Origin of the sequence: Collinsella aerofaciens (assembly GCF_027679495.1) — a bacterium.
Lineage (GTDB): Bacteria > Actinomycetota > Coriobacteriia > Coriobacteriales > Coriobacteriaceae > Collinsella > Collinsella aerofaciens_AK.
Genome location: NZ_JAQEKC010000012.1, coordinates 23,583 through 48,768, shown reverse-complemented (window position 1 = coordinate 48,768; position 25,186 = coordinate 23,583). Strand labels below are relative to the sequence as shown.

The 25,186-nt window shown below is 60.0% G+C and carries 22 protein-coding genes and 1 pseudogene; 13 read left to right on the top strand and 10 right to left on the bottom strand.

The annotated features are described in order from the left end of the window. Positions 1-73: 73 nt before the first annotated feature. Genes PGW49_RS06080 through PGW49_RS06065 form a run of 4 tightly spaced genes read left to right on the top strand, consistent with a single transcriptional unit; the run spans position 74 to position 3,225 of the window. Positions 74-733: an amino acid ABC transporter permease gene (locus PGW49_RS06080; protein ID WP_006234894.1), complete on the top strand. Its 660-nt coding sequence runs from the start codon at positions 74-76 to the stop codon at positions 731-733. Then, on the top strand, positions 730-1,563 hold the full coding sequence (locus PGW49_RS06075; RefSeq protein ID WP_270225924.1) for an amino acid ABC transporter permease: 834 nt from the start codon (positions 730-732) through the stop codon (positions 1,561-1,563). Before PGW49_RS06080 ends, PGW49_RS06075 begins: the two co-directional genes overlap by 4 nt. Positions 1,564-1,599: 36 nt before the next feature. Continuing rightward, positions 1,600-2,364 (top strand): amino acid ABC transporter ATP-binding protein, encoded by a 765-nt coding sequence (locus PGW49_RS06070; protein WP_117840240.1) that lies wholly within the window; start codon positions 1,600-1,602, stop codon positions 2,362-2,364. Between the two features lie 51 nt (positions 2,365-2,415). Continuing rightward, complete coding sequence (locus tag PGW49_RS06065; protein WP_270225923.1) at positions 2,416-3,225, top strand: gamma-glutamyl-gamma-aminobutyrate hydrolase family protein; 810 nt, start codon at positions 2,416-2,418, stop codon at positions 3,223-3,225. A gap of 105 nt (positions 3,226-3,330) precedes the next feature. Here PGW49_RS06065 and PGW49_RS06060 read toward each other — a convergent pair whose 3' ends face one another. The 3 genes from PGW49_RS06060 to PGW49_RS06050 form a co-directional block, all read right to left on the bottom strand. Next, on the bottom strand, positions 3,331-3,687 hold the full coding sequence (locus PGW49_RS06060) for an Hpt domain-containing protein (protein WP_195568568.1): 357 nt from the start codon (positions 3,685-3,687) through the stop codon (positions 3,331-3,333). Positions 3,688-3,709: 22 nt separating this feature from the next. After that, on the bottom strand, positions 3,710-5,590 hold the full coding sequence (locus PGW49_RS06055; protein ID WP_195568566.1) for a diguanylate cyclase: 1,881 nt from the start codon (positions 5,588-5,590) through the stop codon (positions 3,710-3,712). Between the two features lie 211 nt (positions 5,591-5,801). After that, positions 5,802-6,599, bottom strand: a complete 798-nt coding sequence (locus tag PGW49_RS06050; RefSeq protein ID WP_022094663.1) for an alpha/beta fold hydrolase — start codon at positions 6,597-6,599, stop codon at positions 5,802-5,804. Positions 6,600-6,824: 225 nt separating this feature from the next. On the opposite strand from PGW49_RS06050, the gene PGW49_RS06045 reads away from it, so the two are divergent. The 3 genes from PGW49_RS06045 to PGW49_RS06035 all read left to right on the top strand — a co-directional run bounded on the left by PGW49_RS06045 (position 6,825) and on the right by PGW49_RS06035 (position 9,711). Further along, on the top strand, positions 6,825-7,601 hold the full coding sequence (locus PGW49_RS06045) for a radical SAM protein (RefSeq protein ID WP_022094664.1): 777 nt from the start codon (positions 6,825-6,827) through the stop codon (positions 7,599-7,601). A 160-nt stretch (positions 7,602-7,761) separates the two neighbouring features. Next, entirely contained in the window at positions 7,762-8,649 is an 888-nt protein-coding gene (map, locus tag PGW49_RS06040; protein WP_055286839.1) for a type I methionyl aminopeptidase, read from the top strand. A 126-nt stretch (positions 8,650-8,775) separates the two neighbouring features. Continuing rightward, positions 8,776-9,711, top strand: a complete 936-nt coding sequence (locus PGW49_RS06035) for a D-2-hydroxyacid dehydrogenase (protein ID WP_270225922.1) — start codon at positions 8,776-8,778, stop codon at positions 9,709-9,711. 286 nt (positions 9,712-9,997) lie between these two features. On the opposite strand, the gene PGW49_RS06030 is transcribed toward PGW49_RS06035, so the two are convergent. Further along, the gene (locus PGW49_RS06030) at positions 9,998-10,180 is read right to left on the bottom strand and encodes a hypothetical protein (RefSeq protein WP_227790562.1); all 183 of its coding nucleotides are present in this window, start codon (positions 10,178-10,180) and stop codon (positions 9,998-10,000) included. Beyond that, positions 10,181-11,566, bottom strand: a complete 1,386-nt coding sequence (locus PGW49_RS06025; protein WP_270225921.1) for a M18 family aminopeptidase — start codon at positions 11,564-11,566, stop codon at positions 10,181-10,183. A gap of 161 nt (positions 11,567-11,727) precedes the next feature. Between PGW49_RS06025 and PGW49_RS06020 the strand changes: the two genes are divergently transcribed. Next, the gene (locus PGW49_RS06020) at positions 11,728-12,813 is read left to right on the top strand and encodes a carcinine hydrolase/isopenicillin-N N-acyltransferase family protein (protein ID WP_270225920.1); all 1,086 of its coding nucleotides are present in this window, start codon (positions 11,728-11,730) and stop codon (positions 12,811-12,813) included. 140 nt (positions 12,814-12,953) lie between these two features. After that, positions 12,954-14,033: a 6-phosphofructokinase gene (locus PGW49_RS06015; protein WP_270225919.1), complete on the top strand. Its 1,080-nt coding sequence runs from the start codon at positions 12,954-12,956 to the stop codon at positions 14,031-14,033. Positions 14,034-14,573: 540 nt separating this feature from the next. Here the strand turns inward: PGW49_RS06015 and PGW49_RS06010 are convergent. Together PGW49_RS06010 and PGW49_RS06005 are read right to left on the bottom strand one after the other, a co-directional pair. Further along, positions 14,574-17,339: an ABC transporter permease gene (locus PGW49_RS06010; RefSeq protein ID WP_270225917.1), complete on the bottom strand. Its 2,766-nt coding sequence runs from the start codon at positions 17,337-17,339 to the stop codon at positions 14,574-14,576. A 5-nt stretch (positions 17,340-17,344) separates the two neighbouring features. Beyond that, the gene (locus PGW49_RS06005) at positions 17,345-18,046 is read right to left on the bottom strand and encodes an ABC transporter ATP-binding protein (protein ID WP_138339534.1); all 702 of its coding nucleotides are present in this window, start codon (positions 18,044-18,046) and stop codon (positions 17,345-17,347) included. Positions 18,047-18,317: 271 nt separating this feature from the next. On the opposite strand from PGW49_RS06005, the gene PGW49_RS06000 reads away from it, so the two are divergent. The 3 genes and pseudogenes from PGW49_RS06000 (at position 18,318) to PGW49_RS05995 (ending at position 19,701) form a co-directional block, all read left to right on the top strand. Then, positions 18,318-18,956, top strand: a complete 639-nt coding sequence (locus PGW49_RS06000) for a GyrI-like domain-containing protein (RefSeq protein WP_195361856.1) — start codon at positions 18,318-18,320, stop codon at positions 18,954-18,956. Between the two features lie 170 nt (positions 18,957-19,126). Continuing rightward, positions 19,127-19,474, top strand: a pseudogene (locus PGW49_RS10480) (Abi family protein); the annotation flags it as partial. A gap of 32 nt (positions 19,475-19,506) precedes the next feature. Continuing rightward, the gene (locus PGW49_RS05995; protein ID WP_117635684.1) at positions 19,507-19,701 is read left to right on the top strand and encodes a chloride channel protein; all 195 of its coding nucleotides are present in this window, start codon (positions 19,507-19,509) and stop codon (positions 19,699-19,701) included. Positions 19,702-19,907: 206 nt separating this feature from the next. Here the strand turns inward: PGW49_RS05995 and PGW49_RS05990 are convergent, their stop codons facing one another. From PGW49_RS05990 to PGW49_RS05980, 3 genes are all read right to left on the bottom strand, one after another. Further along, complete coding sequence (locus PGW49_RS05990; RefSeq protein WP_239057599.1) at positions 19,908-20,486, bottom strand: methylated-DNA--[protein]-cysteine S-methyltransferase; 579 nt, start codon at positions 20,484-20,486, stop codon at positions 19,908-19,910. A 350-nt stretch (positions 20,487-20,836) separates the two neighbouring features. Then, positions 20,837-21,862, bottom strand: a complete 1,026-nt coding sequence (locus tag PGW49_RS05985) for an aspartate-semialdehyde dehydrogenase (protein ID WP_196022780.1) — start codon at positions 21,860-21,862, stop codon at positions 20,837-20,839. 173 nt (positions 21,863-22,035) lie between these two features. Next, positions 22,036-23,424: an aspartate kinase gene (locus PGW49_RS05980; RefSeq protein WP_270225915.1), complete on the bottom strand. Its 1,389-nt coding sequence runs from the start codon at positions 23,422-23,424 to the stop codon at positions 22,036-22,038. 104 nt (positions 23,425-23,528) lie between these two features. On the opposite strand from PGW49_RS05980, the gene thrC reads away from it, so the two are divergent. Next, a complete protein-coding gene (gene thrC, locus PGW49_RS05975; protein ID WP_270225914.1) occupies positions 23,529-25,046 on the top strand; it encodes a threonine synthase in 1,518 nt (505 codons plus the stop codon). Positions 25,047-25,186: the final 140 nt, after the last annotated feature.

Sequence of the window (25,186 nt, the reverse complement as noted above, 5' to 3'; positions counted from 1 at the left end):
AACTGTTTTCTCACTGAGTTGTCGGGGCTTCCGTACACACGGGAGCCCCTTTCCTTATCGGCGGGAGGTCCGCATGAGTCTTTCCGAGCTCTGGTCGCTCTATGGCCAGAACTATATCGACGCGCTGCTCGCAACCTGGGGCATGACGCTTGAGTCGTTTGCCATCGCCATGGTGCTGGCCGTCGCCGTCACCGTGATGCGCGTGTCGCCGCTCAAGCCGCTGCGCGTCTTTGGCGACCTGTATGTCCAGGTCTTCCGTAACATCCCCGGCATCGCGCTGCTTATCATCGTCGTCTACGCGCTGCCGCCGCTCAAAGTCGTCCTGCCCTACCGCACCTGCGTTATCGTCGCCACGGTCCTTTTGGGCTCGGCCTTTGGTTCCGAAAACTTTATGAGCGGCATCAACACCGTCGGCGTCGGTCAGGTGGAAGCCGCCCGCTCGCTGGGCATGAGCTTTAACCGTATCCTCGCCAAAATCGTGATTCCGCAGGCGCTGCGCTCGAGCGTGCTGCCCATGACGAACCTCTTTATCGCCGTCATGCTCACTACCGCCTTGGGCAGCCAGGTGCCGCTTAAGCCGCAAGAGCTCACCGGCGTGGTGAGTTACATCAACACGCGCTCGCTCGGCGGCGTCGCCGCGTTCTTTATCTCGGCGCTCGGCTACCTGGGCACGGCCTTTGTGGTGAGCCACATTGGCAACTACATCGATAAGAAGGTGAGGATCCTCCGATGAGCAAGCACTCCACCTCCGCGCTCACCATGCGCGATGCGCTCTACGAGGCTCCCGGCCCCAAGATGCGCGCCAAGATTCGCATCGGCACCGCCATTTCGCTCGTTGCCGTGGCCGCGCTCGCCGTCCTGGTACTGCAGCGCTTTTATGTGACCGGCCAGCTTTCGGTCCACTATTGGTATTTCTTCACGCACCTCACCACCTGGAAGTTCTTGCTTGCCGGCTTTGAGGGCACCGTTAAAGTCGCACTCACCGCTGGCGCCATCGCACTGGTGCTGGGCCTAGGCCTTATGCTCGGCCGCACCAGCGACATTAAGCCGCTGCAGCTGGTCTGCCGCGTGTTCACCGATTTCTTCCGCGGCGTGCCGAGTCTGCTGTTCATCTACTTCTTCTTTTTGGTGCTGCCCCAGTATAAGATCGCGCTGCCGTCGTTTTGGATGCTCACGCTTCCTGTCGCGCTCGCTGCAGCCGGCGTACTTGCCGAGATCTTCCGTGCCGGCGTCAACGCCGTGCCGCGCGGCCAGGTCGAAGCCGCCCAGGCGCTCGGTCTCTCCAAGGCTAAAATCACCTTTAAAATCGTGTTGCCTCAGGCTATTCGGTTTATTATTCCGTCGTTAATCTCACAACTTGTAGTCGTGGTCAAGGACACCACCGTCGCCTATGTGGTGAGCTACCCCGACCTCATGCAAAATGCCCGCGTGCTCATTACCAACTACGATGCACTCGTATCGGTCTACCTGGTAATCGCGGTCATCTACATCCTCATCAACGTCGCGATCAACAAGGCCGCCGTCTACGTTTCGCACAAGACCGGCGCGACCATCATCCGCTAACGCTTTACCATTTCGAGTCATAAGGAGCCGAGCACCATGGCACAGAGCACCTCTTCCACCGGCAATCAGCCGCTGATCGAGCTCAAACACGTCGATAAGCACTATGGCGACCTGCACGTCCTCAACGACATCAATCTCTCGGTCGACCGCGGCGAGGTCGTCGTTGTAATTGGCCCCTCGGGCTCGGGCAAGTCGACCATGTGCCGCACCATCAACCGCCTGGAAACCATCGACTCGGGCGAGATCCTCATCGAAGGCGAGCCCCTGCCGCAAGAAGGCAAGGACCTTGCCCGCATGCGCGCCGAACTGGGCATGGTGTTCCAACAGTTCAACCTGTTTGCACATATGACGGTGCTGCAGAACGTCATGCTGGGACCGGTCGATGTGCTGGGTGTCTCCAAAGACGAGGCCCGCGAGCGCGCCATGGACCTGCTGGGCCGCGTGGGTGTGGCCGAGCAGGCCGATAAGGTGCCCGCACAGCTCTCGGGCGGCCAGCAACAGCGCGTAGCCATCGCCCGCTCGCTTGCCATGCAGCCCAAGGCCATGCTTTTTGACGAGCCCACGAGCGCCCTTGATCCCGAGATGATCAACGAGGTGCTCGAGGTCATGGTGCGCTTGGCGCAGCAGGGCATGACGATGATCGTCATCACGCACGAGATGAACTTTGCCCGCCGTGTGGCCGACCGCGTCGTCTTTATGGCCGACGGCCAGATCGTGGAAACCGGCACGCCCGACGAGTTCTTCGACCACCCCCAGACCAAGCGCGCCCAGGACTTCCTCAACTCCATCAAGGGCCACTAACCAGACCGCCCACCCGCCAGCCATGCCCATCCAAACTCGAAAGTTACACCTATGATCGGAACTCGCACTTCATCGTCATACACCCCGCACGTCGACGTCGCCCCCGCCGACCGCCCACTCATCCTCGTCGCACCGCGCTGGGAAGAGGCAGAGCCGTTTTTAACCGAGATGCTCTCCCCCAACGAGGAAATCGCAAGTGTCTTTGTCGATGCCATCCTTGCCGCTGGCGGCCTGCCGCTGCAGATGTCCATCACCGAGGACATTGAGGTCATCCGTCATTACGTTGATATCGCCGACGGCATCGCCATCCCCGGCGGCCCCGACGTCAATCCCAAACGTTGGGGCGATGATCGACCCTACGACCCCACCCTCTGCTGCGAGATCCGCGATAGCTTTGAGTTTAAGCTGGTCGGCGAGGTGCTTCGCGCCAAGAAGCCGCTCTTTACCACCTGCCGCGGCACGCAGCTGCTCAACGTCGCCACTGGCGGCACCCTGTGCATGGACGTGCCGAGCCTGGGCGCTCGCGAGGGCCGCACGCAGTGGCGCCACGCCCACGTGCTCAACGACCCCGTGCATCCCGTCGAGGTCGTGCCGGGCTCGTTGCTCGACCGCGCGGTTGGTGGCGCCAAGCTTATCCAGACCAACTCCGCACACCACTGCTGCGTCGATTGTCTGGGTAAAAGCACGCGCTTGGTCGCCAAGGCAACCGACGGCGTTCCTGAGTGCATCGAGGTCGAAGGCCAGCCGTTCTGCCTGGGCGTGCAATGGCACCCTGAGTACACGTGGAAGACGCTCGAGACCGACTTTAACCTGTGGAAGTCGTTTGTCGAGGCGGCAGCCAAGGTCAAGCAGGCCCGCTAGCACGCGAACCACAAAACAGATAAGGGCGCCCCGCCGGCCACATGGTCCGGCGGGGCGCCCTTTTACCTATATGCTGCCTGCACGCAGCCCAAGGCCCGCAAGCTCTTATTCGGCCGCCTCGCGCAGGGCCGACATCGTAGCCGCATATTGCTGCTGCAGCGCATGCATTCCCTCGCGAGCGCCGTCAACGGCATCGGCGCCGCGCAGCGCCTCGGTCACCACGACCGCCGGCTCGTACAGATTATCGAATCCCAGGTTCTGGCTCACGCCCTTGAGCGTATGCGCTGCCATAAACGCACCTTCGGCGTCTCCCGCCGCCATGGCGGCCTCCAGCTTGTCCATGCTCTCGTCATCCAAAAACTTGAGGGCAAAGCGGCTAAGCATCTCCTCGCCCATCAGCCGAGCGCACGCGTCTTCATAATTAGCGCCGATCTTCTCATACGCCTCACGCATGGAAATCATGGGTTAAACTCCTTTGGTCAAACTAAATCGTGGGAAATGCGACGACGTCGGCGGGGCGTGCCAACGTCTCGGCAATACGGTCTTGCACCTCGAGCAGACAGTCGAGCAACAGCGGGTTAAACTCACCGCACTTACCGTCCAAGATCATCTGGATCGCCTCCTTGTGCGGGATAGCGTCCTTGTACACGCGCACGCTCGTCAGAGCATCGTACACGTCGGCCACCGAAACCACCTGTGCGGCAATGGGAATATCGTCGCCCTTAAGGCCATCGGGATAACCCTTGCCGTCCCAGCGCTCGTGGTGCCAACGCGCAATCTGGTACGCATATTCCATAAGCGCATTGCCGACGTGATGTCGGCCCAGCTCAAGCAACATGTCGGCGCCAATCGTAGTATGCGTCTTCATAATCTCGAACTCCTCGGACGTAAGGCGTCCGGGTTTGTTGAGAATCGCATCGTCAATCGCCATCTTGCCGATATCGTGCAGCGCCGAAGCCAGGGCAATCGTGGAGCGTTCCTCGTTGTCGAGGGAAATGGTGTCGCTACGCTGGACCAGACAGCCAAGCAGCAGCTCGGTCAGCTTTTCGATATTCGTAACGTGCCTGCCGCTCTCGCCATTGCGAAGTTCCATGACACCGGCCATGATGTCGATGAGCATGCGACTGTTCTTGACGCGCTCGTTGTACTGCTGGGACAGCAGGCTCGTCAGGCGGCGCTGTTTGGCGTACAGACGGATAGTGTTGCTTACACGACGGCGCACGACACGGGCGTCAAACGGGCGGCTGATATAGTCCGAGGCGCCCAGCTCGTACGCACGCAGAACCACATCGTCGGATTCTTCGCTCGAAATCATGATGACAGGCAGATTGTCAACAACCGATCGGCGCGACAGATCGGCCAGCACCTCAAAGCCGCTCACGCCCGGCATGACAATGTCCAGCAGCACGAGCGACAACTCATCGCCATAGCGGTCGACCATATCGAGCGCCGTACGACCGTTTTCGGCCTCGAGGATGCAATACTCGTCCTTGAGCATCTCGTTGAGAATGGCTCGGTTCATCTCGGAGTCATCGACGATAAGCACCAAAGGCTTTTCGCTTTGGAAGACCTCGATGAAATCGCCATCGGTCACGACCGTACCGGCTTTTGCCTTAGCACGGCTCAGTAACTGGACAGCGCGGCCAACGCCCTCATCAACCGTCTCGCCATGAATGCGAACGCCACCAACACATGCCGTCAAGCTCACGTGCTCATGGCCCGGAATAATCGCGGAACGAACGGCATCGGATACCTGACGCAGGCGACGGGCGAAGTCATCGGAGGGAATATCGGGCATGACGGCCACAAACTTGTCGCAGCCATAGCGCACAAGTTCGTCAGTCGAACGAATACCGCTGCGTATGGCTGTCGCCACGGCACCGAGCGCAAGGTCGCCGGCATGGCGGCCGCACGTATCGTTGAAGACCCTAAAATCATCAAGGTCGATCACCGCAACGCCGGCATTCATGCGGGCGCTACGGAGCTTTTCCTCGTAATATCGGCGATTGCGCACACTCGTCAGCACGTCGGTGTAGACAAGGTCCTCTTCTGCAGTCTCTTGTTCATCGATCGGACGCACCATCAGCAGGACGTGAGGCTCGCCCTCGACCTTCAGAGGGCGTAGGCGAGCGCGGTACTCAACACCATCGTTGAGCAGTTGCTCCGACAACTCATCGGAGTCTGCCAAAGCCTCAAGACTCGACTGACGCAGACAAGGGCAGCGATCGCCGGCGAGCAGGCAGTTAGGCTCGCTCTTAATCTGATCGTCCGACAGCAAACGCACCACGGGGTAGGTCTTCGCGACGCGGGCGACCTCAGCGGCAGCCTCCTCGTCGGTTAGATTGACCTCGTGATTATTGAGCATATGGGGCCCCTTCGATAGTTTCGCATGGTAGCGGTGGGTTCCAAATGCTACAAGGATAACACCTTGCCGATGCAGGTAAGCACGTGAATGCTGTTACATTTTTATGACCTGGCAAACGGTGGTAATGGAACCGCGGGCGCGTGGTTATTGGCGCATTCGTTAACAATGACGAAACGCCAACAGTCCCCCTCCCCGCAGGTCATCGAGCGTGCTAACGCTCCAAGACATCGTGAACGGCGTTTGCCGCCGTAACGGGGCGATCGCGCAAACCGTTATGCGCGCCCGGGATCGTCACAAGGGGGCAATCGAGATATTCGGCAGCCGCTCGCGTACCAGCCTCGCGGGGTGTACCGACCGAAAGCTCGCCCAAAAACACAGCCGACACCGCCTTTGATTCGCGGGCGCGCTCCCAGTCGGGAGCATATGTCATATTTGTTCCGTATTCATTGGCCATAAAGCAACGACCATTGCGCAGGGCATGCTTGGCTTCCGCTTCGGTCGTCCCAGGAGCCTCGGGGTCCAAGTCGCCGAGAGCTCCCAAGAAAAGCCGAAGCGCCCTTGAAACCTTTCCAGCCGCAATCATATCGAGCAAAATCGGAGCTGCGCCCATGCCGACGCCTTCGGCCGACACAGCCGGCTCATGCAGAATCGCACGGGCGACGAGATGGGGTTCGGTGCGAAGAAGCTCCAGCGCCACCAACGTACCGGCGCTGTGCGCAAGCACATTTGTCGGAGCGCCAACGTGTTCGATCACGGCCTGCAGGTCGGCGGCCTGAGCGGCAAGATCATAGCTGCCGTCTGCCGCTTCGCTGCTGCCGCCACAGCCGCGGCGGTCATAGGCAATTACGCGGTAGTTGCGACCGAGCTCACATGCGATGCCGTCGAAAAATGTGCCGTCGACACAAGCGCCGTGCACGCACACCAAGGCAGGAGTATCAGGCGACACATCCGGGCCGGCATATTCGCGACAGGCAATCGTGGTGCCCGCATTCTCGACCGTAAAATCCATGTTGTGCCCCCATCATCAACGCCCATCCAGTTGCGCGTCAGTACGGCTGGATAGACCCGCATTGCTTTACGCCTTGTTAACAGATTAACTTTACCCGACCCGAGGCTTTTCATGACACGGCATAATGAGCGACGTGAAAAAACGAAACTTGTAAAGCAAGAGCCCGCACCCTGCTTTGGAGCCGATGCTATGCTTAGGCACAATTGTCTTGAGGAGCATATGCCTATGTCTACGTTTTTGAATGCCAGCCCCATCTTTGGGCCCGTTCGCAGCCGTCGCCTTGGTCTCTCGCTCGGCGTCAACATGATGCCGGCCAGCGGCAAAATCTGCACGTTCGACTGCATTTACTGCGAAAACGGCCTCAACGCCGAGCGCCCCTGCCACGAGCCGTACAACACAACCGCCGTGGTACTCGACGCGCTCGAGGCAAAGCTGCGCGATATGGCAGCCGAGGGCGAGCTCCCCGATGTGATCACCTTCGCAGGCAACGGCGAGCCCACCGCCGCACCGGAGTTTCCGCAGGCCATCGCCGGTGCCGTCGCGCTTCGCGACCAGCTGGCCCCAAACTCCAAGATTGCCGTGCTCTCCAACGGCACGCGCGCCGACCGCCCCGAGGTACACAATGCGCTCATGATGGTCGACGACAACATCCTCAAGCTCGATACGGTCGACCCGGCGTTTATCCAGCTGCTCGACCAGCCTGTTGGCCCCTACGACGTCGAGCACCAGATCGAGACGTTCGCAAGCTTTGACGGTCACGTTATTATCCAGACGATCTTTTTGAACGGCAAGTATCAGGGCAAGCTCATCGACAACACCGGCGAGGAGTACGTCGCCCCCTGGCTCGCGGCGCTTGAGCGCATTCGCCCACAAGAAGCGACCATCTACACGGTGGCGCGCGAGACACCGGTCGCAGGCCTTGCCAAAGCAGCACCCGAGGTGCTTGACGCCATTGCCGCGCGCGTCCAAGCCCTCGGCATTCCCTGCCAGGTGAGCTACTAGCAAAGCCACGCAGCAGCCAGTGTCCGCCATCCCACTCCATCAGTTGCGGTGATATAGTTCCTGTTTATGCTGTTAAACCGCTTAGATCGGAACTATATCACCGCAACTTTTATGGACGCGTGGGTGGGCTATACTAGCTGCGGATGAAAGGAAGTTAGCCATGTATGACAAAGGACCCGTGCCTGGCCGCAACGACGCTTGCTGGTGCGGCAGCGGCAAAAAATACAAGAAATGCCACAGTGCCTTTGATGAGCGCCTCGAGCGCTTGTGGGAAGAGGGCTGGGAGGTTCTGCCCCGCACACTCTACAAGACGCCCGCCGACATCGAGGGCATCAAGCGCTCCGCTGCCATCAACGTGGGCGTGCTCGACTACGTAGGCGAGCATATCGCCGCAGGCATGACCACCAACCAGATCGACCAGATGATCTACGACTACACCGTCGAGCACGGTGGCACGCCGGCCGATCTCAACTACGAGGGCTATCCCAAGAGCGTGTGCACCTCAATCAACGACGTGGTCTGTCACGGTATCCCCTGCGATACGGATGTGCTGCACGAAGGCGACATCATCAACGTGGATTGCTCCACGATCTTGGACGGCTACTTTAGCGACTCGAGCCGCATGTTCTGCATCGGCGAGGTCTCGGCCGAGCGCCAACGCCTGGTCGACGTCACCCGCGCCAGCGTGGAGGCGGGTCTGGCGGCCGTCAAGCCATGGCTACCGCTGTCCGTTATGGCCGAGGCCGTGCAAAAGACCGTCGAGGACGCCGGCTTTAGCGTGGTGCGCGAGTACGGCGGACACGGCATTGGCAAGGAGTTCCACGAGGACCCGTTTGTGGGCTTTACCACCGAGGCACCCGATGTGGACACCATCATGGCCCCGGGCATGGTCTTTACCATCGAGCCCATGGTCAATGCCGGAGCGCCCGACATCAAGATTAGCAAGGGTGACGGTTGGTGTGTGCGCACCAAGGACGGCAGCGATTCGGCCCAGTGCGAGGTACAGCTCGTGGTGACCGAGGACGGTTACGAGCTGCTGAGCTGGTAGCCGTGGATGCGCCGGATGCTGACGGGCACGCTCGTCTTGCATCCGGCGTTTTTTAGCGTTTTGCCTGATATAACCTGCCAAAATAAACCTGTCCCTTTTTGGCAGGTCGAGCGGAGAGGACTGCTTGTGAACATCCTGGTTTTGCTGCCCGTCAACGACCGTCATCGCGTAATTCTTGAGTCGAGCGCTCCGGGCGAGGACTTTATCTACACGAGCGCCGACGCCGCCACGCGCGAGCAGGTCGCCGATGCCGACGTGATCCTGGGCAACATCGACCCTGACATGCTCACGGCATGCGAGCATCTCCAGCTGTTGCAATTGCAGACCGCCGGCTATGACGACTACCTTGCTGCCGGCACCGTGCCGGCTGACGTCAAGCTGTCTTGCTCGATCGGCGCCTACGGTCAGGCCGTAAGCGAGCACATGTTTGCCATGGTCCTTTCCATGATGAAGCACCTGCCCGGCTATCACGACTTGCAGCGCGAGCATCGCTGGGAGGATTTGGGACCGGTCACCTCGCTCAAAAACGCCAATGTGCTGGTGCTGGGCGCGGGCGATATCGGCGGCCACTTCGCCACGCTCTGCCGCGACATGGGCGCGCACGTCCGCGGCATCAAGCGCCATCCGCTCGTCTACCCCATTGTATTTGAGGACATGGACGGCATGGATGCCCTGTCTGAGCGCCTGGCCGAGGCCGATGTCGTCGCATCCTTTATGCCGAGCACACCCGAGACCCGCGGCCTGGCGAACGCCGAGTTCTTCGCCGCGATGAAGCCGGGCGCCTTCTTTGCCAACGGCGGCCGCGGCGATTTTGTGGTCGCCGACGACTTGGTTGCCGCTCTGGAGTCGGGACATCTCGCCGGCGCCGCGGTCGACGTCACCGATCCCGAGCCACTGCCTGCGACAAACCCCCTGTGGGATGCGCCCAACATGCTCATCACGCCGCACGTCTCGGGCTGGTTCCACCTGGCAGCCACGCTCAACAACGTGGTCGACATCGCCGCGGAGAATCTGCGTCACCTGCAAGCTGGCGAGACGCTTCGCTGCTGGATCGAACACTGATTGTTCCGGCGTTTTGCCAAACGCCGGAACCCCTCGACGCTGCGAGCCCGCCAGAGCGGCAATCTGCCTTTCAATCGTCGGGCATGACCAGAAGGTCAATGCCCTCCTCTTTCACGTCACCTTGCTCGCTCTGGCGGGCTCTCGCTGACTTTTGTCCGACCTGCGGCATTCTCCCTTTTTGGTGCAATGGGGTCAGGTTAGTTTGCACCATTACGTTGGTTTTGCCTGCGATACTTTTGTCAAAGTGATATCAGGCATTCATCTGGCGTTTTCGACGTTTCGCCTATTAGAGCCAGTCCATCTCCTTACCATAATGGTCCGAATAGGCGCTACGCTTGAGTTCTTCATCGCTCGCTGGCCACGCGTTGGACACGTCGATTCCCGATTCATGGCAAGCGGTGGCGAACAGCTTCGACCCCTGATCGATTAGTTGAGACCTGCCCTCGGTCTTCTCGTCTTCGGCTTGCATTTAGAGCTCCACGCTTTCGGCGCCGTTGATGGTTAGGTTGCGCTCGTAGAACGCGGTGAGAGCGCGGATGGCGTACATCACGTCGCGTACGCCGCCGGTCTCGTAGCTCGAGTGCATGGCAAGCTGCGGCAGGCCCACGTCCACAGCATGCATGCTCGCCTGCATATTGGACAGATTGCCGAGCGTGGAGCCGCCGGCCATATCGCTCTTGTTGGCGAAGGCCTGCGTGGGCACGTCGGCGTCATCGCAGATGGCCTGGAACACCGCGCGGCTAAAGGCATCGGTGCAGTAGTGCTGGTTGGCGGCTTCCTTGATGACGATACCGCCGTTGAGCACCACCTGATTGCGGGCATCGCACTTCTCGGCGTGGTTGGGGTGCACGGCATGTGCGTTGTCGCAGCTTACAAGCATCGAGGCAGCAAGTGCGCGATGGTACGACTCGTCGTCAAAGCCCAGCGATCCGTTAATGCGGCGCAGCGCGTCGGCCAAGAACGTCGACATGGCGCCCTGCTTGGTCTCGGAGCCAACCTCCTCATTATCAAAGCAGCAAAAGACCGAAACGTCGTGCGCGTTCTCGGCACCCAAAAATGCCTGCAGCGAGGTATAGGCGCAGGCCAGGTCGTCGAGCTTGGGCGTCGAGATAAACTCGTCGGCCCAGCCCCAAATGCACGCATCCTGACGATTGACCAGGAACAGATCGCGGCCCAGAATCTGATCGGGCTCAACGTCCAGCTCGTCGGCGATCAGGGCGTCAAAGTCGCCCTGCTTAAGGTCACCGGCGCTGATGAGCGGACACAGGTCAACGGCTCGGTTGGGAGCAAAGCTCTCGTTAACGCCACGGTTCATGTGGATGGCAAGGCTCGGGATGATGGCGACTTCGCGCTCGGTAGCGAGCAAACGACTCTCGATACGGTCGCCCTCGCGTACCAGCACGCGGCCCGCGAGCGCCAGCGGGCGGTCGAACCAGGTGTAGTCGATCATGCCGCCGTAGGCCTCGGTGTTCAGGCGCAGCGTCTCGCCTGCGCCGTCGAGCTCGGGCACGGCCTTGACCTTAAACGTCGGCGAATCGCTGTGCGACGCCGTGAGCTGAAAATGATAGTCACCGGCAACGCCGTCCTCGCCCCACGTCGCGGTCAGGTCCTCGCCCACCTTAAAGGCAATAACGCTCGAGGTATTGCGCTGCGTGTAATAACGCCCGCCCGGCTCGATGTCCCACGCCGCGTTCTCGGGCAGGTAGGTAAAGCCCGCCTCGTCGAGCTCGGCCATAATGGTCGCCGCCGTATGGAACATGCTGGGACATGCCTCGATAAAGTCGATGAGGTCGTTGGCGGCCTCGATATCGTCGGCCGTCACATGCGCGCGCTCGGGCGTTTCCTGATCCGTCATGCTCTCCCCTTTCGCTGGGTTGATGGTCCCCTCCAGCATACCCCGCCACGCCAGCGCCGCACTCTTCATTCCATGTTTAATCCCGCGCCGCTCACCAAGTTGAGCCATCATGCCCGCGCTCCTTTTGCGACAATTACGCTAACAGGACGAGAGGAGCCGTCATGAAGCCGCGTAACATTGCCATCGCCTGCGGTGTCGCGGGAGTCGCCGTCGGCCTTGCCGCTGCCACCGGTATCGTTTACCGCAAGCAAATCAAGTCCGCCGCGTCGCTCAAACGCTTGACCGGCTACGCGGATAGCTATGACCTGTACGCAATCGACATCGCCTACGACTACGATCTTGATCGCATCATCGCCGCTGGCGTGCGCGACGACCAGGGCTACATCGATGCCGTGGTGGCGCAGGTGCTGCCCGGTGTGCCGGTACATGTCCAGGCGCCCCAGTTTGCCTGCAGCGCTTTTGTCGCCGTAGATGCCGAAGGCCGCGTGCGCACCGGTCGCAATTACGACTTTAAGGACGACACCTCGGCGCTGCTGGTGCGCAATCACCCACGTGGCGGCTATGCCTCCATCGGGTTTGCCGCCCTTAACAACCTGGGCGATAACACTCCGCTTGACTCCGTCGCCGGACGTGCCGCCGCACTCATGGGCCCGTTTGCCCAGCTCGACGGTGTTAACGAATGCGGCGTGTCCATTGCCGTACTCACTCTGGATTCCAAGCCCTGTGACCAGGACGCGCAACGCCCCGTCATCAATACCTCGCTCGCCATCCGTCTGGTGCTCGACCGTGCCGCCACCACGCAAGAAGCTGTCGACCTGCTTTCCGCCTACGACATGCACGCCATGGCAGGACGCGATTACCACTTCTTTATCAACGACGCCGCCGGTGACGCGCGCGTAGTAGAGTGGGATCCGCGCGATCCGGACCGTGCTTTCAAAGCGACTCCTGTACGCCAGGTTACGAACTTCTACGCCTGCTATGGCGACGAAGTGCTGCCCAACCAAAAGAATGGCGAGCTGGGCCATGGTAAAGAGCGCGCCATCGCAATCGCCGATGTCCTTGACGCCCATGTCGGTGCCCAGGACGAGGCAGTCGCTTGGAAGGCCCTACGCGCTGCAGCGCAAGAACCCAATCCGAAAGACATCACCAGCAATACGCAATGGTCGGTCGTCTTTGACAATACCGAACCCGCCGCCGCCATTACGCTGCGCCGCCACTGGGGCGACGTCGACGCCTTCGCACTGTAAGGACCCAGGCTCGTCGACCTTACGCTCGCCTGACGTTGTTTACATTTCTATACGCTTGAGCTAACACGTTTTACCCCCGTATCAACAGTGTGCGGGGGTAAACTTATGCGCATGTTATAACTTGCCCGGAAGGATTCATCATGCTTAGGATCGGTCTTCTTACCAGTGGCGGCGACTGCCAAGCGCTCAACGCCACCATGCGCGGCATCGTCAAAACGCTTATGACCAATAGCAAAGAACCTATCGAGATCTATGGTTTTGAGGACGGCTACCAGGGCCTTATCTACAGCAGGTTCCGCGTCATGACGCCCGCCGATTTTAGCGGTATCCTCACCCGCGGCGGCACCATCCTGGGCACGAGCCGTACGCCGTTCAAGCGCCTGGATATTCCCGAGGCCGACGGCGTCGAGAAGGTGCCGGCAATGGTCCACACCTATCATAAGCTGCAGCTCGACTGCCTGTTTATGCTGGGCGGCAACGGCTCCACCAAGACCGCCAACCGTCTGCGCGAAGAGGGCCTCAACGTTATCGCCCTGCCTAAGACCATCGATAACGACACCTGGGGCACCGAGCTGACGTTTGGCTTTACGAGCGCCATCGACGTCGCCACCAAGTGCATCGACGACATTCACACCACCGCTTCGAGCCACGGCCGCGTGTTCGTTATCGAGATCATGGGCCACAAGGTTGGCTGGATACCGCTATACGCCGGCGTCGCGGGCGGCGCGGATGTCATCTTGATTCCCGAGATCCCCTACGACATGGATAACGTCATCAAGACCATCGAGCATCGCATGGAGACCGGCAGCCGCTTTACCATCGTGGCCGTCGCCGAGGGCGCTATCTCCAAGGAGGACGCGGCGCTGTCCAAGAAGGAGTACAAGAAGAAACTCGCCGAGCGCACGAGCCCGTCGATCGTCTACGACATCGCCAAGGAGATCGAGGCCAAGACCGGTCGCGAGACCCGCGTCGCCATCCCCGGCCACACGCAGCGCGGCGGCCAGCCCAACGCCCAGGACCGCATCTTTGCGACCCAGTGCGGCGTCGAGGCGGCGCTGGGCTGTCTACGCGGCGAGTTTGGCTACATGATCGCCCTGCGTGACGGCAAGATGTGTCACATGCCGCTCGAGGATGTCGCCGGCAAGCTCAAGTATGTCGATCCCCAGAGCGATCTGGTGCGCGAGGCCAAGGCGTTGGGCATCAGCTTCGGCGACGAATAGCCTCGGCCGAAACTGCTCTCATCGGAGACCCCAGGGCTTACCTCCCAAATCGTCCTCGGACATGTCAGGATCCCGCCGTGCGCTTCGCGCGGCGGGATCCTTCCGTCATGCGGAAAGATTTGGGAGGTAAGCCCTAGGGCCTCCTGCGGTGACTGGGGAGGCCGAGACTATTCGTCTTCTTGCTGCGGGTGCCTGGGGTAGGATGCGGCGTGCATTTTTGGGAGTATTCAGCAGCCGAGGGTGCCTGCATACTGGATTTTGGGCGAAAGGCAGGCACCATGGGCCGCATCCTGTAAAAAAACGAGCGGCTCTAGAGGCGTTGGGACTCAGAATCGGGGCTTTCAGCGCAGTTTTGCACCCCCGCCCCCGCGCCCGCGGACCCCGGGACGCTGAATACTCCGGAATTTGCACGGCGCCCCCTGGGGTACCTGTGGGCAAAAAGCAACCGCCCCGTCAAAGTATGCATTTGCGGGGCGGTTTATGCAAAAATGCTGCTGCGGGCGCGTCGGCAGCTCGCTAGAACTTGAATCCCAGGGCAGGTTACTCGGCGCTTTTGAGGGCGCCGACCATGTCGATCTTGTTGAGGGTACGATTGGTGGCGAGGTTGACGATAAACGTAAAGCCAAAGGAAAGCACCACGGCGAGCACGTAGCTTAGCGGCTCGACCTCAACATCAAAGTACAGCGACGGCATCTGCAAAATGTACGTAAAACTCTCGGCCAGCAAGCCGCCCAGTGGCACGCCCAGCGCGGCGCCAATTGCCGTGAGGATCAACGTCTCCTTGTTGACGTAATGGTGCACCTCGCCACGGCGGAAACCAAGCACCTTGATGGTCGCCAGCTCGCGCTCGCGCTCGGAGATATTCGTGTTGGACAGCGTAAACACCACCACAAACGACAGGCACGCCGCCATAAAGGTCACGAGCACCACGACGGAATTGATAATAGTGAAGTTCGCCTCAAAGTTCTCCCAATGCTCGGCCGTGCTCGAAATCGAAAGCCAGCCGTCACTCTTAAGCTTCTTGCTAAACGCAATCTGGTCGGCCGACGAACCCTTGAGCAGCGCAAAGATGCCATTGAGGCGAACGCTGCGCCCAAACGCGCGCTCATAGGTGCTCTGCGTCATGTAAAGCGTGTTGCCCAGATAGTTAAGCGAAATGTCGCTGACCTTGACCTTGGCTACGTTGAGTGACGAATCCTGGACGTGCGCCGTATCGCCCGGTTGAATCCCCAGCACCAGCTGTGAACTCTTACTCAGATACACGTCTCCGTCACGCAAAGACAGTGGCTCTTTGGACTCATCCTCAAGGCGAACATAGTCGTCCAGATCGTTCGTGCGGTCATCGGGCACCACGATCAGCTGCACGGTCTCGCTCTTTCCGCCGAATGTAAAGGTGACGTTGTCGGTCATGATCGGCAGCGTCGAAGTTACGGTCACACCGGAATCCTTGACCGCGCTTCGCTCGTCGAGCGCCGCGCACGTCTGCGAAAAATCGTCGGGATTGGCAACCGCCAGCAGGTCGTAGCGTGTGATGTGGCCGTACTGCTTGGGCGAAAGCGCGACCGACGTATCACGAATGCCCATGCCGCAGATCACGAGCGCCGTGCAGCCGGCGATGCCGAAGATGGTCATAAAGGCGCGCTTTTTGTAGCGGAACAGGTTACGCGCTGCCACCTTGTTCAAAAAGCCCATGCGGCGCCAGATAAATCCGATACGCTCGAGCAGAATGCGTGAGCCGGCACGCGGCGCCTTGGGGCGCATGAGCGAGGCAGGGGTCTCGGCCATCTCGTGGCGGCAGGCGATAATCGTGGCGCCCACCACGCCCACGGCAAACAGCGCCACCGAAACGATCGAGGACACGATGTCGTACGAAAGTAGCATCTGGGGCAGTGAGTACATGTCGTCGAACACCGTAAACAGGAACAGCGGCAGGCCCACAAATCCGATGATGTTGCCGAGCACGCCGCCGATCAGACAAGCCCACAGCGCATAGTCCACGTATTTGGACAGGATGCGCCCGCGCGAATAGCCGAGCGCCTTATACAGGCCGATGAGCGTGCGCTCCTCCTCGACCATACGCGTGGCGGTGGTAAGGCTGATGAGCACGGCGACGATAAAGAAGATGAACGGGAACACCGTGGCGATAGCCTCAATTGACGAGCTATCGCTCTCCACGCTCGAGTAGCTTGCGATATTGCCGCGGTCCTGGATGTACCAGGTGCATTCGCCCAGATCGGAAAGCTCGGCGCGGGCATCGGCAAACTGCTGGTCGGCGGCGGCGCGGCGCTGATCCAGGTCGGTCTGCGCTTGCACGCGCTCCTCGCTGCCCTCTGCCATGCGATTGATGTTGTCCTGCTCAATCCCAAAGAGCATATTCGCCTGACGCTCAGCCGCGTCCAAGCTCGCCGGCGTGTCGACCGTCAGCTCCTGGGCGCGCGCCTTCTCACGCTCCTCGCGGATCTTCTCGATATTGCCCTTGACCTCATTGATCTTTGCCGCGTAGGAATCCGAATAGGAGTTGAGGCTCTTGGCTCCCTCGACGATCACGTGGACCGCGGAGTAGGAAGAAGATGTCGCGGCGTCCTCGCTCACATAGAACTTATAGTCCGCCGCCGAAGCAGCGCGAAAGGCGTTGACTGTCGAGTCAGAACTTACATCAGTGGGGTCGAGGACCTCAGCCGTAATGGTGTAATCGCCCGCGGCAAACTGGTCCTTGGCGCTTTGATTGGACGAGCTCGCGTCATTGGCGGCAAAACTCACCGTATCGCCGATTTTCTTGCCCGATGCCTTCAGGAACTTCGAAGTCACCGCGACTTCATCGGCGCTCTCGGGCAAATCGCCGTTCACGAGCACCGGCTGATCGATGTTCTCCTTGGAGAGACTCTGCACGACCACGCGCTCGCGCGTTGTGCCCACGGCGGTGTAGGCGGTCTCGGTGTAGATGCCCTCGGCCGTTTCGACGCCATCGACCTCTTGTATGGCGTCGAGATCATCGTCAGTCAGGCCATAGGTCGACTGCACGTTAATGTCATAGACATTTTGCTGGTCGAAGTAGGCATCAACCGAATCACACAGGTCCTCGCAACCCGCCTTAAGGCCGCACATCACGCTCACGCCAAGCGCGGTGATGACCACGATTGACAAAAAGCGCTTAAGACTGCCTCGGATTGTGCGGTAGATGCCACGGCGAAAAACCGTCGGCACCATATCGTTTGAGCTTTGGGCAGTGCGGTAGGTCGTAAAATCCTGCTCGCGCTCCGTGTTCTGCGCGTCGCGGCGTAGGCTGTTTTGGCGGTCTTGGTCCATGGGCGCTACCACTCGATCGTCTCGATAGGCACGGGATTTTGCTGGACCGTCTCGCTCTCCACGCGACCGTTCTTAAAGCGGATCAGGCGATCGGCCATGGGCGCCAGCGCGGAGTTGTGGGTGATGATGATGACCGTAATGCCCTGCTTGCGGCAAGTGTCCTGCAGCAGCTGCAAGATCTGCTTGCCGGTTTTATAGTCAAGTGCGCCCGTGGGCTCGTCGCACAAAAGCAGCTTGGGGTTCTTTGCCAGTGCGCGGGCAATGGACACGCGCTGCTGCTCGCCGCCCGAAAGCTGCGCGGGGAAGTTGGCGAGGCGCTCACCCAAGCCAACCTGGCAAAGCGTTTGCTCGGCATCGAGCGAATCAGGGCAGATTTGCGCCGCAAGCTCAACATTTTCGAGCGCCGTCAGGTTGGGGACCAGATTGTAGAACTGGAAGACAAAGCCGACGTCGGCGCGGCGGTATTCCACGAGCTGCGCCTCGTTAGCGGAGCTCACATCGCGCCCGTCCACCGTCACGGTGCCGGAAGTCGCCGTATCCATGCCGCCCAGAATGTTGAGCGCCGTGGTCTTGCCGGCACCCGAAGCACCCAAAATGATGGCGAGCTCGCCGCGCTCGACCGTAAAGCTCGCGCCGTCGAGTGCGTGAATGCGGGCGTCGCCCTCGCCGTATGCCTTGATGACGTCTTTGAATTCGATATAAGCCATCGATCGGTTCCCATCTGGTCGGATAACTCTTTAGTATTACCCATTTCGCACCGACTAAAAAGGGACGGGTTTATTTTGGCAGGTTCTATATGGGGAAACGGCAGCTATAGATGAGGCGCCGGGGAGGCAGAGAAATCATCGATGGGGTCAGGCCGACCGCCAAACACAACGCACGCATCTCAATCTGTCAGCCAAATCATTCGAACAGCTGTTCGTTTCTATGATATGATTCAGCTATCTAAGTAGGCCAATACGCAGAAAGGCGGCCAACATGGCGTTCGACTTTAAGAAGGAATGCAAGGAGCTCTACAGACCTGCGAGCAAGCCGAGTATCGTAACTGTCCCGCCTATGAGCTACGTTGCCGTTCGCGGAAAGGGCGACCCAAATACCGAAGGTGGCGAGTATCAAAATGCCCTGCCGCTGCTTTACGGCATCGCCTATACCGTCAAGATGTCAAAGAAAGGCTCAAGGAGTATCGAGGGCTATTTCGACTTTGTGGTACCGCCGCTCGAGGGCTTCTGGTGGCAAGACTCCCCGAGCGGCGACATCGATTATGTACGCAAGGACGATTTCAACTTTATCTCGTGCATCCGCCTGCCCGATTTCGTCACTCAGGATGACTTTGACTGGGCGGTCGCGGAAGCCACGGCCAAAAAGAAACTGGACTTTTCTGCCGTCGAGCTGCTTAAAGTTGACGAGGGTCTCTGCGTTCAATGCATGCATACCGGACCCTACGACAGCGAGCCGGCAACCGTAGACGCCATGCATGAATATGCGACCGAGCAGGGCTATGTCCCCGACTTCTCAGACACCCGTTTACATCACGAAATCTATCTTTCCGATCCACGCAAGTGTGCGCCGGAGAAACTTAAGACTGTGGTTCGTCATCCTATCAAGCGCGCTGAATAGCGTGGAGCGTCATTTCACGCGCTGGGTTTTAAGCCAGCCAACCAGCCGCCTCCTAGGCCGTCCGGTAATTATCTTGACGCGGCCCGTCGCATCTTATAAGTTTGTTTTGCTAAAGCTGGAAAGCCTCTCAACGATGCGCAACTCCAGCTCTTTTTCTATCAAGAGGCTTAATGAAATACCAGAAGTCGCGGATATCCATCAACGAACAAATAGCACTATTGACAGAAAACAAGGGTCTTAAGTGCTCTGATCAAAGCGAACTCGAGCGAGCTTTGGTCGAAGCCAACCACTACAGACTGTCGGCCTACTGGTTTCCCTACAAAACCAAATGCAAGTCCGGGATTACCATCTTTCGCGAAGGCACAACATTCGAAACCATCATCTACACGTATGAATTTGACCGAGCCCTCCGGCAGTTAATGTTTGATGCGGTCGGCAGTGCGGTCGGCAGAATTGAGATCTACCTCAGAAGCAGAATTGCCTATCTTGCCTCTGAGGAACGCGGGCCTTTCTGTTACCCAGATGTCGCCATAACGAGGCTCAACTCGGCATGCCCGTCGAGCTCTGCGCCGCACTGGGCTACGCAGCCGTCTTTGGCAGCGCCACCAATACGCTGCTCGCACCCATCCTTATTGGCTGCGAAGTCTTCGGCTTTGGTAACTTGCCGATGTTCATTATTGTCTGCGTTGTGGCTTACCTGTTCAACATGGATAAGTCCATCTACGCCCTGCAGGAGCGGGCGTAGATCGATGTCCAGGCAGGTGGTCTCAGCCGGAAACGGTGTCCCACTCTGAGGCTGTATTCCGGGACACGGTTTCCGCTTGGAACGCCATTCGGAAAGCGCATCCCGCTTTAAAACGGAATTCCGGGACGTAGTTTCCGTCTGAGCCTCCATTCGGAAAGCATGTCCCGTTCTTTCACGGCATCTTGGCTATGCAAAGCGCTCGAGTGTTACTCCTCGTACGCGCCCTCAAGCCGAAGCAGCCACTCCTTGCGATCAAGCCCGCCGGCATATCCGTTAAGCGAGCCGTCGGCCGCCACCACGCGATGGCATGGCACAATAATCGAAACAGGGTTGCGAGCGACCGCGGCCCCCACGGCACGGGGAGACACAACGGGTGTCTCATTTCCCGGCACACGATGTCGAGCCGCAACACGCTGGGCGATCTCGCCATACGTAGCGACCTCGCCACGCGGAATAGAAAGCAGCTCGTACCAAACTTCACGCTGAAACGCCGTGCCAATCAAATGCAACGGCGGCGTAAACCGAGGTTCCTGCCCTGCAAAATAAGCATTCAGCCAAGCCCACGAACGCTCAAGCACCGAAGAAGCCGCACCATTTGCAGGACTCACCGACGACATGCCGCCAGCACCAGAAACTGCATCGGCGCCTTCAACATGTTCAGGATCTTCTTTGAGAAGCGTGGAGCCAAAATGCTCCTGTCCCTCAAACCAAAGCCCCGTCAGACCGCGGCCATCAGCGGCAAGCAAGATTTCGCCCAAAGGCGAAGCAAACGTCGTCGTGACCACCAGCGGCTCCTTTCAAAACTCCGCAACATAATACCGCGAATTGTGCAGACAACCCCAATCGACCCCAAAGTCACCCAAGGCAGCAGGCGCGCAGCGCCGAGGCCGCCGCCGGGACCAGGGCCCGCAACAGCCACGCGCCCCCACATCAGCCCAGCGGCCTCAACCAACAACGACCCCATCGCAGGCCGCTTGCAGCAGCGTCACCGCAGGCGGGGGCCGGGCTCAGTTTTCAGAACACTCCGCAGACCAGTGTGGCGCCTTGTCCGCGGCTCCGAAGGAGCAGGACAAGGCGCCACACATGGTCGAGGACGTTCTGAAAACTGAGCCCGGCCCCCGCCGGACAGGTCACACTACTCGCAGAGCAGCTTAGCGATCTGGACGGCGTTGGTTGCCGCGCCCTTACGGATTTGGTCACCGCAGCACCAGAAGGTAATGCCACGCGCGGCCTCCGGGTTCGAGATGTCGCGGCGCACGCGACCGACCCAAATCAGGTCCTGATCGGACGTATCCATCGGCATGGGGAAGCGGTCGTGCGCATCCTCGGCGCTCATGTCGTCAACCAGCTTCACGCCCGGAGCGGCAGCCAGCGCAACACGGGCCTCGTCAACCGTAATGTCACGCTCGAACTCGAGCGTAATGCTCTCGGAGTGCGAGCGCAGCACAGGCACGCGCACGCAGGTGCAGTTCACGCGCAGCTCGGGCAGGTGCATGATCTTACGGCCCTCGTTTTGTAGCTTCATCTCCTCAGAGGTAAAGCCCTCCTCCTTGACGCCGCCAATCTGCGGAATCAGGTTGCTCGCCAGCTGGGCGGCAAATGCGCGCGGCTCGGGAATCTCCTCGCCACGGCCCAGGGCAGCAAGCTGCGCTTCGAGCTCGGCCATACCGGGAGCACCGGCACCAGAAGCCGCCTGATACGTCGAGACGATCATGCGCTTCACGCCGGCAAGCTGATGCAGCGGCCACGTGGGAACCAGGCCGATGATGGTCGCGCAGTTGGGGTTGGCGATAAGGCCGTGATGCCACTTGATGTCGTCGGCATTGATCTCGGGCACGACCAGCGGCACCTCGGGATCCATGCGGAAGGCATGGCTGTTGTCGACCACGACGGCGCCGCGCTTTACGGCCTCGGGCAGCAATTCCTTGGCGATATCGTCGCCGGCAGCGCCAAGCACAATGTCACAGCCCTCAAAGGCCTCGGGGCAAGCCTCTTCGATCACGATTTGCTCGCCGCGGAACTCGACGGTCTTGCCCGCGGAGCGTGCGCTTGCCAACAGCTTGAGCTTGCCGACCGGGAACTCCTGCTCGTTGAGGCACTCGAGCATCTGGGTGCCCACGGCTCCCGTCGCGCCCAAAATAGCAACCGTGTACTGTTTCATGCTTCCCCCTTTAAAGGTTGTGGCTTTTGCCCGCACGCCGAGCAGGCCGATTATTGTTGCCAGTTTATACAAGAACAGGGCGGGCATGAAACCCGCCCCGTCGAAACGAAACCGAAACGAAACGCCCCGCCGTAGATTTTTGAGACATGACCCAAAAATCTACCGAGCAGTCGCTACTTTTTGAGCGCGGCCAGAGCGGGATCGACCGGCGCGGGAGCCTCCAGGTCGGAGACCTTCACAATGCCGTTCTCATCGGAGAAGGCACGGTAAATGGTCCGAATCGCTAGGTCGAAGTCCTTCTCCTCGACACCGATAATGATGTTGATCTCGTCACAGCTCTGCGAAATCATACGCACGCTCACGCCGGCCTGGCCGAGCATGCCAAACAGATGGCCCGAGATACCTGCACGACCGCGCAGGTTGCGGCCGACGGTAGCGATGAGCGCCAAGCCCTCGACAACCTCGATCTCGAGCGGTTCGACCTCCTGCTGGATGTCGCCCACGAGTGAGTACAGTGAATCGTGCACATCCTGCTCCTGCACCACGGCGCCAAAGCGGTCGACACCGGTGGGCATGTGCTCGACGGAAACGTCATAGCGCTCGAACACCGAAAGCGCACGGCGCATAAAGCCGACGCGGGGCTTGGTGCGGTCGCGGGCGACGTTGATGGCGACAAAACCGCGCTTGCCGGTCACGCCGGTAATGATGGGCTCCGCCTCGCCTTCATCAGCCGTCTCGCTAATGATGGTGCCGGGGTCCTGCGGCGCATTGGTGTTCTTGATGACCAGCGGAATGCCTGCCTCGCGCACGGGAAACACGGCTTCCTCGTGCAGGACGCTTGCGCCCATGTACGAAAGCTCGCGCAGCTCCTCGTAGGTAACGCGCGCAATGGGCTGAGCCTCCGGAACAATACGCGGATCCGCAGAATAGAAACCCGAGACGTCGGTCCAGTTCTCGTATAGGTCGGCGCCCAGGCACTTAGTCAAAATCGAGCCCGAGATATCGCCGCCGCCACGATCGAGCAGCTTGATCTGGCCCTCGCGCGTCGCGCCGTAGAAGCCAGGCATAACGAAGCCGCCCTGCTGGCCATACTCCTGCACCAGCTCGGAGGTGCGATTCATGCTGAGCGTACCGTCGTGATGGAACGCCACAACCGTCGCGGCGTCCAGGAACGGTAGGCCCAGGTACTCAGCCATCAGGCGAGCGGTAAAGTACTCGCCACGGCTCACAAGCTCCTCGGTGGAGTAGCCGCCCGAGCGGGCGCGCTCGGCAAAGGCCGCGAACTCCTCACGGATGGGATAGGTGAGCTCCAACTCATCAGCGATATCAAAATAGCGCTGGCCGATGTCCTCGAGCAGCTCCTCACACGACACGTGGTACTTAACGTGCGCATTGACCAGATAGAGCAGGTCGGTCACCTTGGTGTCGCCCTTAAAGCGGCGGCCGCAGGCGGAAACCACCACAAAACGGCGGGCAGGGTCGGCGTCGACGATGGCCTTGATCTTTTTGAAGTGTTCGGCGTCGGCGACCGACGAGCCGCCAAACTTGGCAATCTTAATCATGGGCTGGAGGTTACCTTTCTAAAAAGCCTCTGCGAACCTATTTTGCGCGCTCTGATACCATGGTTTCACCGATTGGGACCAAGGCATCCGAGGAGCAGTGTTATATGGGAACTTATCATAGTACACGAGGACGCACTTTATCGTGCTCAAGTAAGGTGGCAATCCGTACCGGCATCGCTCCCGACGGGGGTTTGTTTGTCTCGGACGAGCTCGGCACCCAGCAGGTCGATATCAGCTCGCTTGCAGATAAATCGTACTTTGAAATCGCTCAAGATGTGTTGGGAATGTTACTGAATGATTACACGGCCGAAGAAATTTCGGCGTGTGTCGACGAGGCATACCGCGGCACGTTCGCGAGTGAAGAGGTTACGCCACTCGTCAAACTCGACGCTGCGCCGGGCGCTGACGCCCCTCAGACCTATGTGATGGAGCTCTTTGGCGGTCCCACGAGCGCCTTCAAGGACGTCGCCCTGCAGATGCTCCCCCGCTTGATGGCCCGCACTTCCGCCAAGGACGGCGGCGCCGAGCGCATCATGATCGTCACCGCCACGTCGGGCGACACAGGCAAGGCAGCACTCGCCGGCTTTGCCGACGCCCCGGGCACGGGCATCACCGTCTTTTATCCCGAGGGCAAGGTCAGCCGCGTGCAGAATCTGCAGATGTCCACGCAGGAGGGCGGCAACGTCGCCGTCTGCGGCATCCGCGGCAACTTCGACGACGCCCAGAGTGCCGTCAAGCGCATCTTTGCCGATAAGGAGCTGGCCGAGCGCCTGGAGGCCGCCGGCACCGTGCTTTCGAGCGCCAACTCCATCAACGTCGGCCGCCTGGTGCCGCAGGTCGTCTACTACTTTGCCGCCTATGCGCAGCTGCTGCGCGCCGGCGCCATCGAGGCCGGCGATGCCGTGGAGTTCTGCGTACCGACCGGCAACTTTGGCGATATCCTGGCCGGCTACTACGCCAAGCGCATGGGTCTGCCCGTCGCCAAACTCGTCGTGGCCAGCGACAAGAACAACGTGCTCGCTGACTTCCTGACCACCGGCGTCTACGACCGCAACCGTCCGTTCTTCACGACCATTTCGCCGTCGATGGACATCCTTATTAGCTCTAATCTGGAGCGCATGCTCTACTTCCTGTCCGACGGCGACTGCGAGCTCGTTGCCGGCCTTATGGAGCAGCTTGCCCAGACCGGTCGCTACGAGGTGCCTGCCGAGCTGCTGGCCAAGATCCAGAGCGTATTTGGCTGCGGCTGGGCCAGCGAGGACGAGGTTCGCGCCGCCATCAAGAGCTGCTGGGATGTCAACGGCTACGTGATCGACCCGCACACCGCTTGCGGCTATCACGTCTTTGAGCAGGTCGCCCCCACCGAGGGCGCCAAGGCCCGCGTGCTGCTTTCGACCGCCAGCCCCTACAAGTTCCCGCGCGCCTGCTGCGATGCCCTGGGCCTCGACGTTCCCGAGGACGACTTTGAGGCCATGCGCGTGCTCGAGCAGGCAACCAACACGGTCGCCCCAGCCCAGCTCGCCGAACTCGAGTCCAAGCCCGTCCGCTTCGAAGACGTCTGCGACGTCGATGAGATGGCCAGCTACGTAGAGCAGGCTGCAAAAAAGATAGCAACCAACTAAACCCCTTATAAGGCGCCGGCGAAAGCCGGCGCACCTTCTTTTATCAGATACCTACCGGGATGATGACGAACGTGCATAGCGTGCCTGGCTGTTTAGTTCGTCGCGAGTTCCGCACGCAAAGGAAAGCACTTAATGTGCTT

What these genes read in the sequence shown, in the direction of transcription:
- PGW49_RS06080 (WP_006234894.1), top strand. Translation starts at nt 74, where the DNA reads ATGAGTCTTTCCGAGCTCTGGTCGCTCTATGGCCAGAACTATATCGAC.
- PGW49_RS06075 (WP_270225924.1), top strand. Translation starts at nt 730, where the DNA reads ATGAGCAAGCACTCCACCTCCGCGCTCACCATGCGCGATGCGCTCTAC.
- PGW49_RS06070 (WP_117840240.1), top strand. Translation starts at nt 1,600, where the DNA reads ATGGCACAGAGCACCTCTTCCACCGGCAATCAGCCGCTGATCGAGCTC.
- PGW49_RS06065 (WP_270225923.1), top strand. Translation starts at nt 2,416, where the DNA reads ATGATCGGAACTCGCACTTCATCGTCATACACCCCGCACGTCGACGTC.
- PGW49_RS06060 (WP_195568568.1), bottom strand. Translation starts at nt 3,687, where the DNA reads ATGATTTCCATGCGTGAGGCGTATGAGAAGATCGGCGCTAATTATGAA.
- PGW49_RS06055 (WP_195568566.1), bottom strand. Translation starts at nt 5,590, where the DNA reads ATGCTCAATAATCACGAGGTCAATCTAACCGACGAGGAGGCTGCCGCT.
- PGW49_RS06050 (WP_022094663.1), bottom strand. Translation starts at nt 6,599, where the DNA reads ATGGATTTTACGGTCGAGAATGCGGGCACCACGATTGCCTGTCGCGAA.
- PGW49_RS06045 (WP_022094664.1), top strand. Translation starts at nt 6,825, where the DNA reads ATGTCTACGTTTTTGAATGCCAGCCCCATCTTTGGGCCCGTTCGCAGC.
- map (WP_055286839.1), top strand. Translation starts at nt 7,762, where the DNA reads ATGTATGACAAAGGACCCGTGCCTGGCCGCAACGACGCTTGCTGGTGC.
- PGW49_RS06030 (WP_227790562.1), bottom strand. Translation starts at nt 10,180, where the DNA reads ATGCAAGCCGAAGACGAGAAGACCGAGGGCAGGTCTCAACTAATCGAT.
- PGW49_RS06025 (WP_270225921.1), bottom strand. Translation starts at nt 11,566, where the DNA reads ATGACGGATCAGGAAACGCCCGAGCGCGCGCATGTGACGGCCGACGAT.
- PGW49_RS06020 (WP_270225920.1), top strand. Translation starts at nt 11,728, where the DNA reads ATGAAGCCGCGTAACATTGCCATCGCCTGCGGTGTCGCGGGAGTCGCC.
- PGW49_RS06015 (WP_270225919.1), top strand. Translation starts at nt 12,954, where the DNA reads ATGCTTAGGATCGGTCTTCTTACCAGTGGCGGCGACTGCCAAGCGCTC.
- PGW49_RS06010 (WP_270225917.1), bottom strand. Translation starts at nt 17,339, where the DNA reads ATGGACCAAGACCGCCAAAACAGCCTACGCCGCGACGCGCAGAACACG.
- PGW49_RS06005 (WP_138339534.1), bottom strand. Translation starts at nt 18,046, where the DNA reads ATGGCTTATATCGAATTCAAAGACGTCATCAAGGCATACGGCGAGGGC.
- PGW49_RS06000 (WP_195361856.1), top strand. Translation starts at nt 18,318, where the DNA reads ATGGCGTTCGACTTTAAGAAGGAATGCAAGGAGCTCTACAGACCTGCG.
- PGW49_RS05995 (WP_117635684.1), top strand. Translation starts at nt 19,507, where the DNA reads ATGCCCGTCGAGCTCTGCGCCGCACTGGGCTACGCAGCCGTCTTTGGC.
- PGW49_RS05985 (WP_196022780.1), bottom strand. Translation starts at nt 21,862, where the DNA reads ATGAAACAGTACACGGTTGCTATTTTGGGCGCGACGGGAGCCGTGGGC.
- PGW49_RS05980 (WP_270225915.1), bottom strand. Translation starts at nt 23,424, where the DNA reads ATGATTAAGATTGCCAAGTTTGGCGGCTCGTCGGTCGCCGACGCCGAA.
- thrC (WP_270225914.1), top strand. Translation starts at nt 23,529, where the DNA reads ATGGGAACTTATCATAGTACACGAGGACGCACTTTATCGTGCTCAAGT.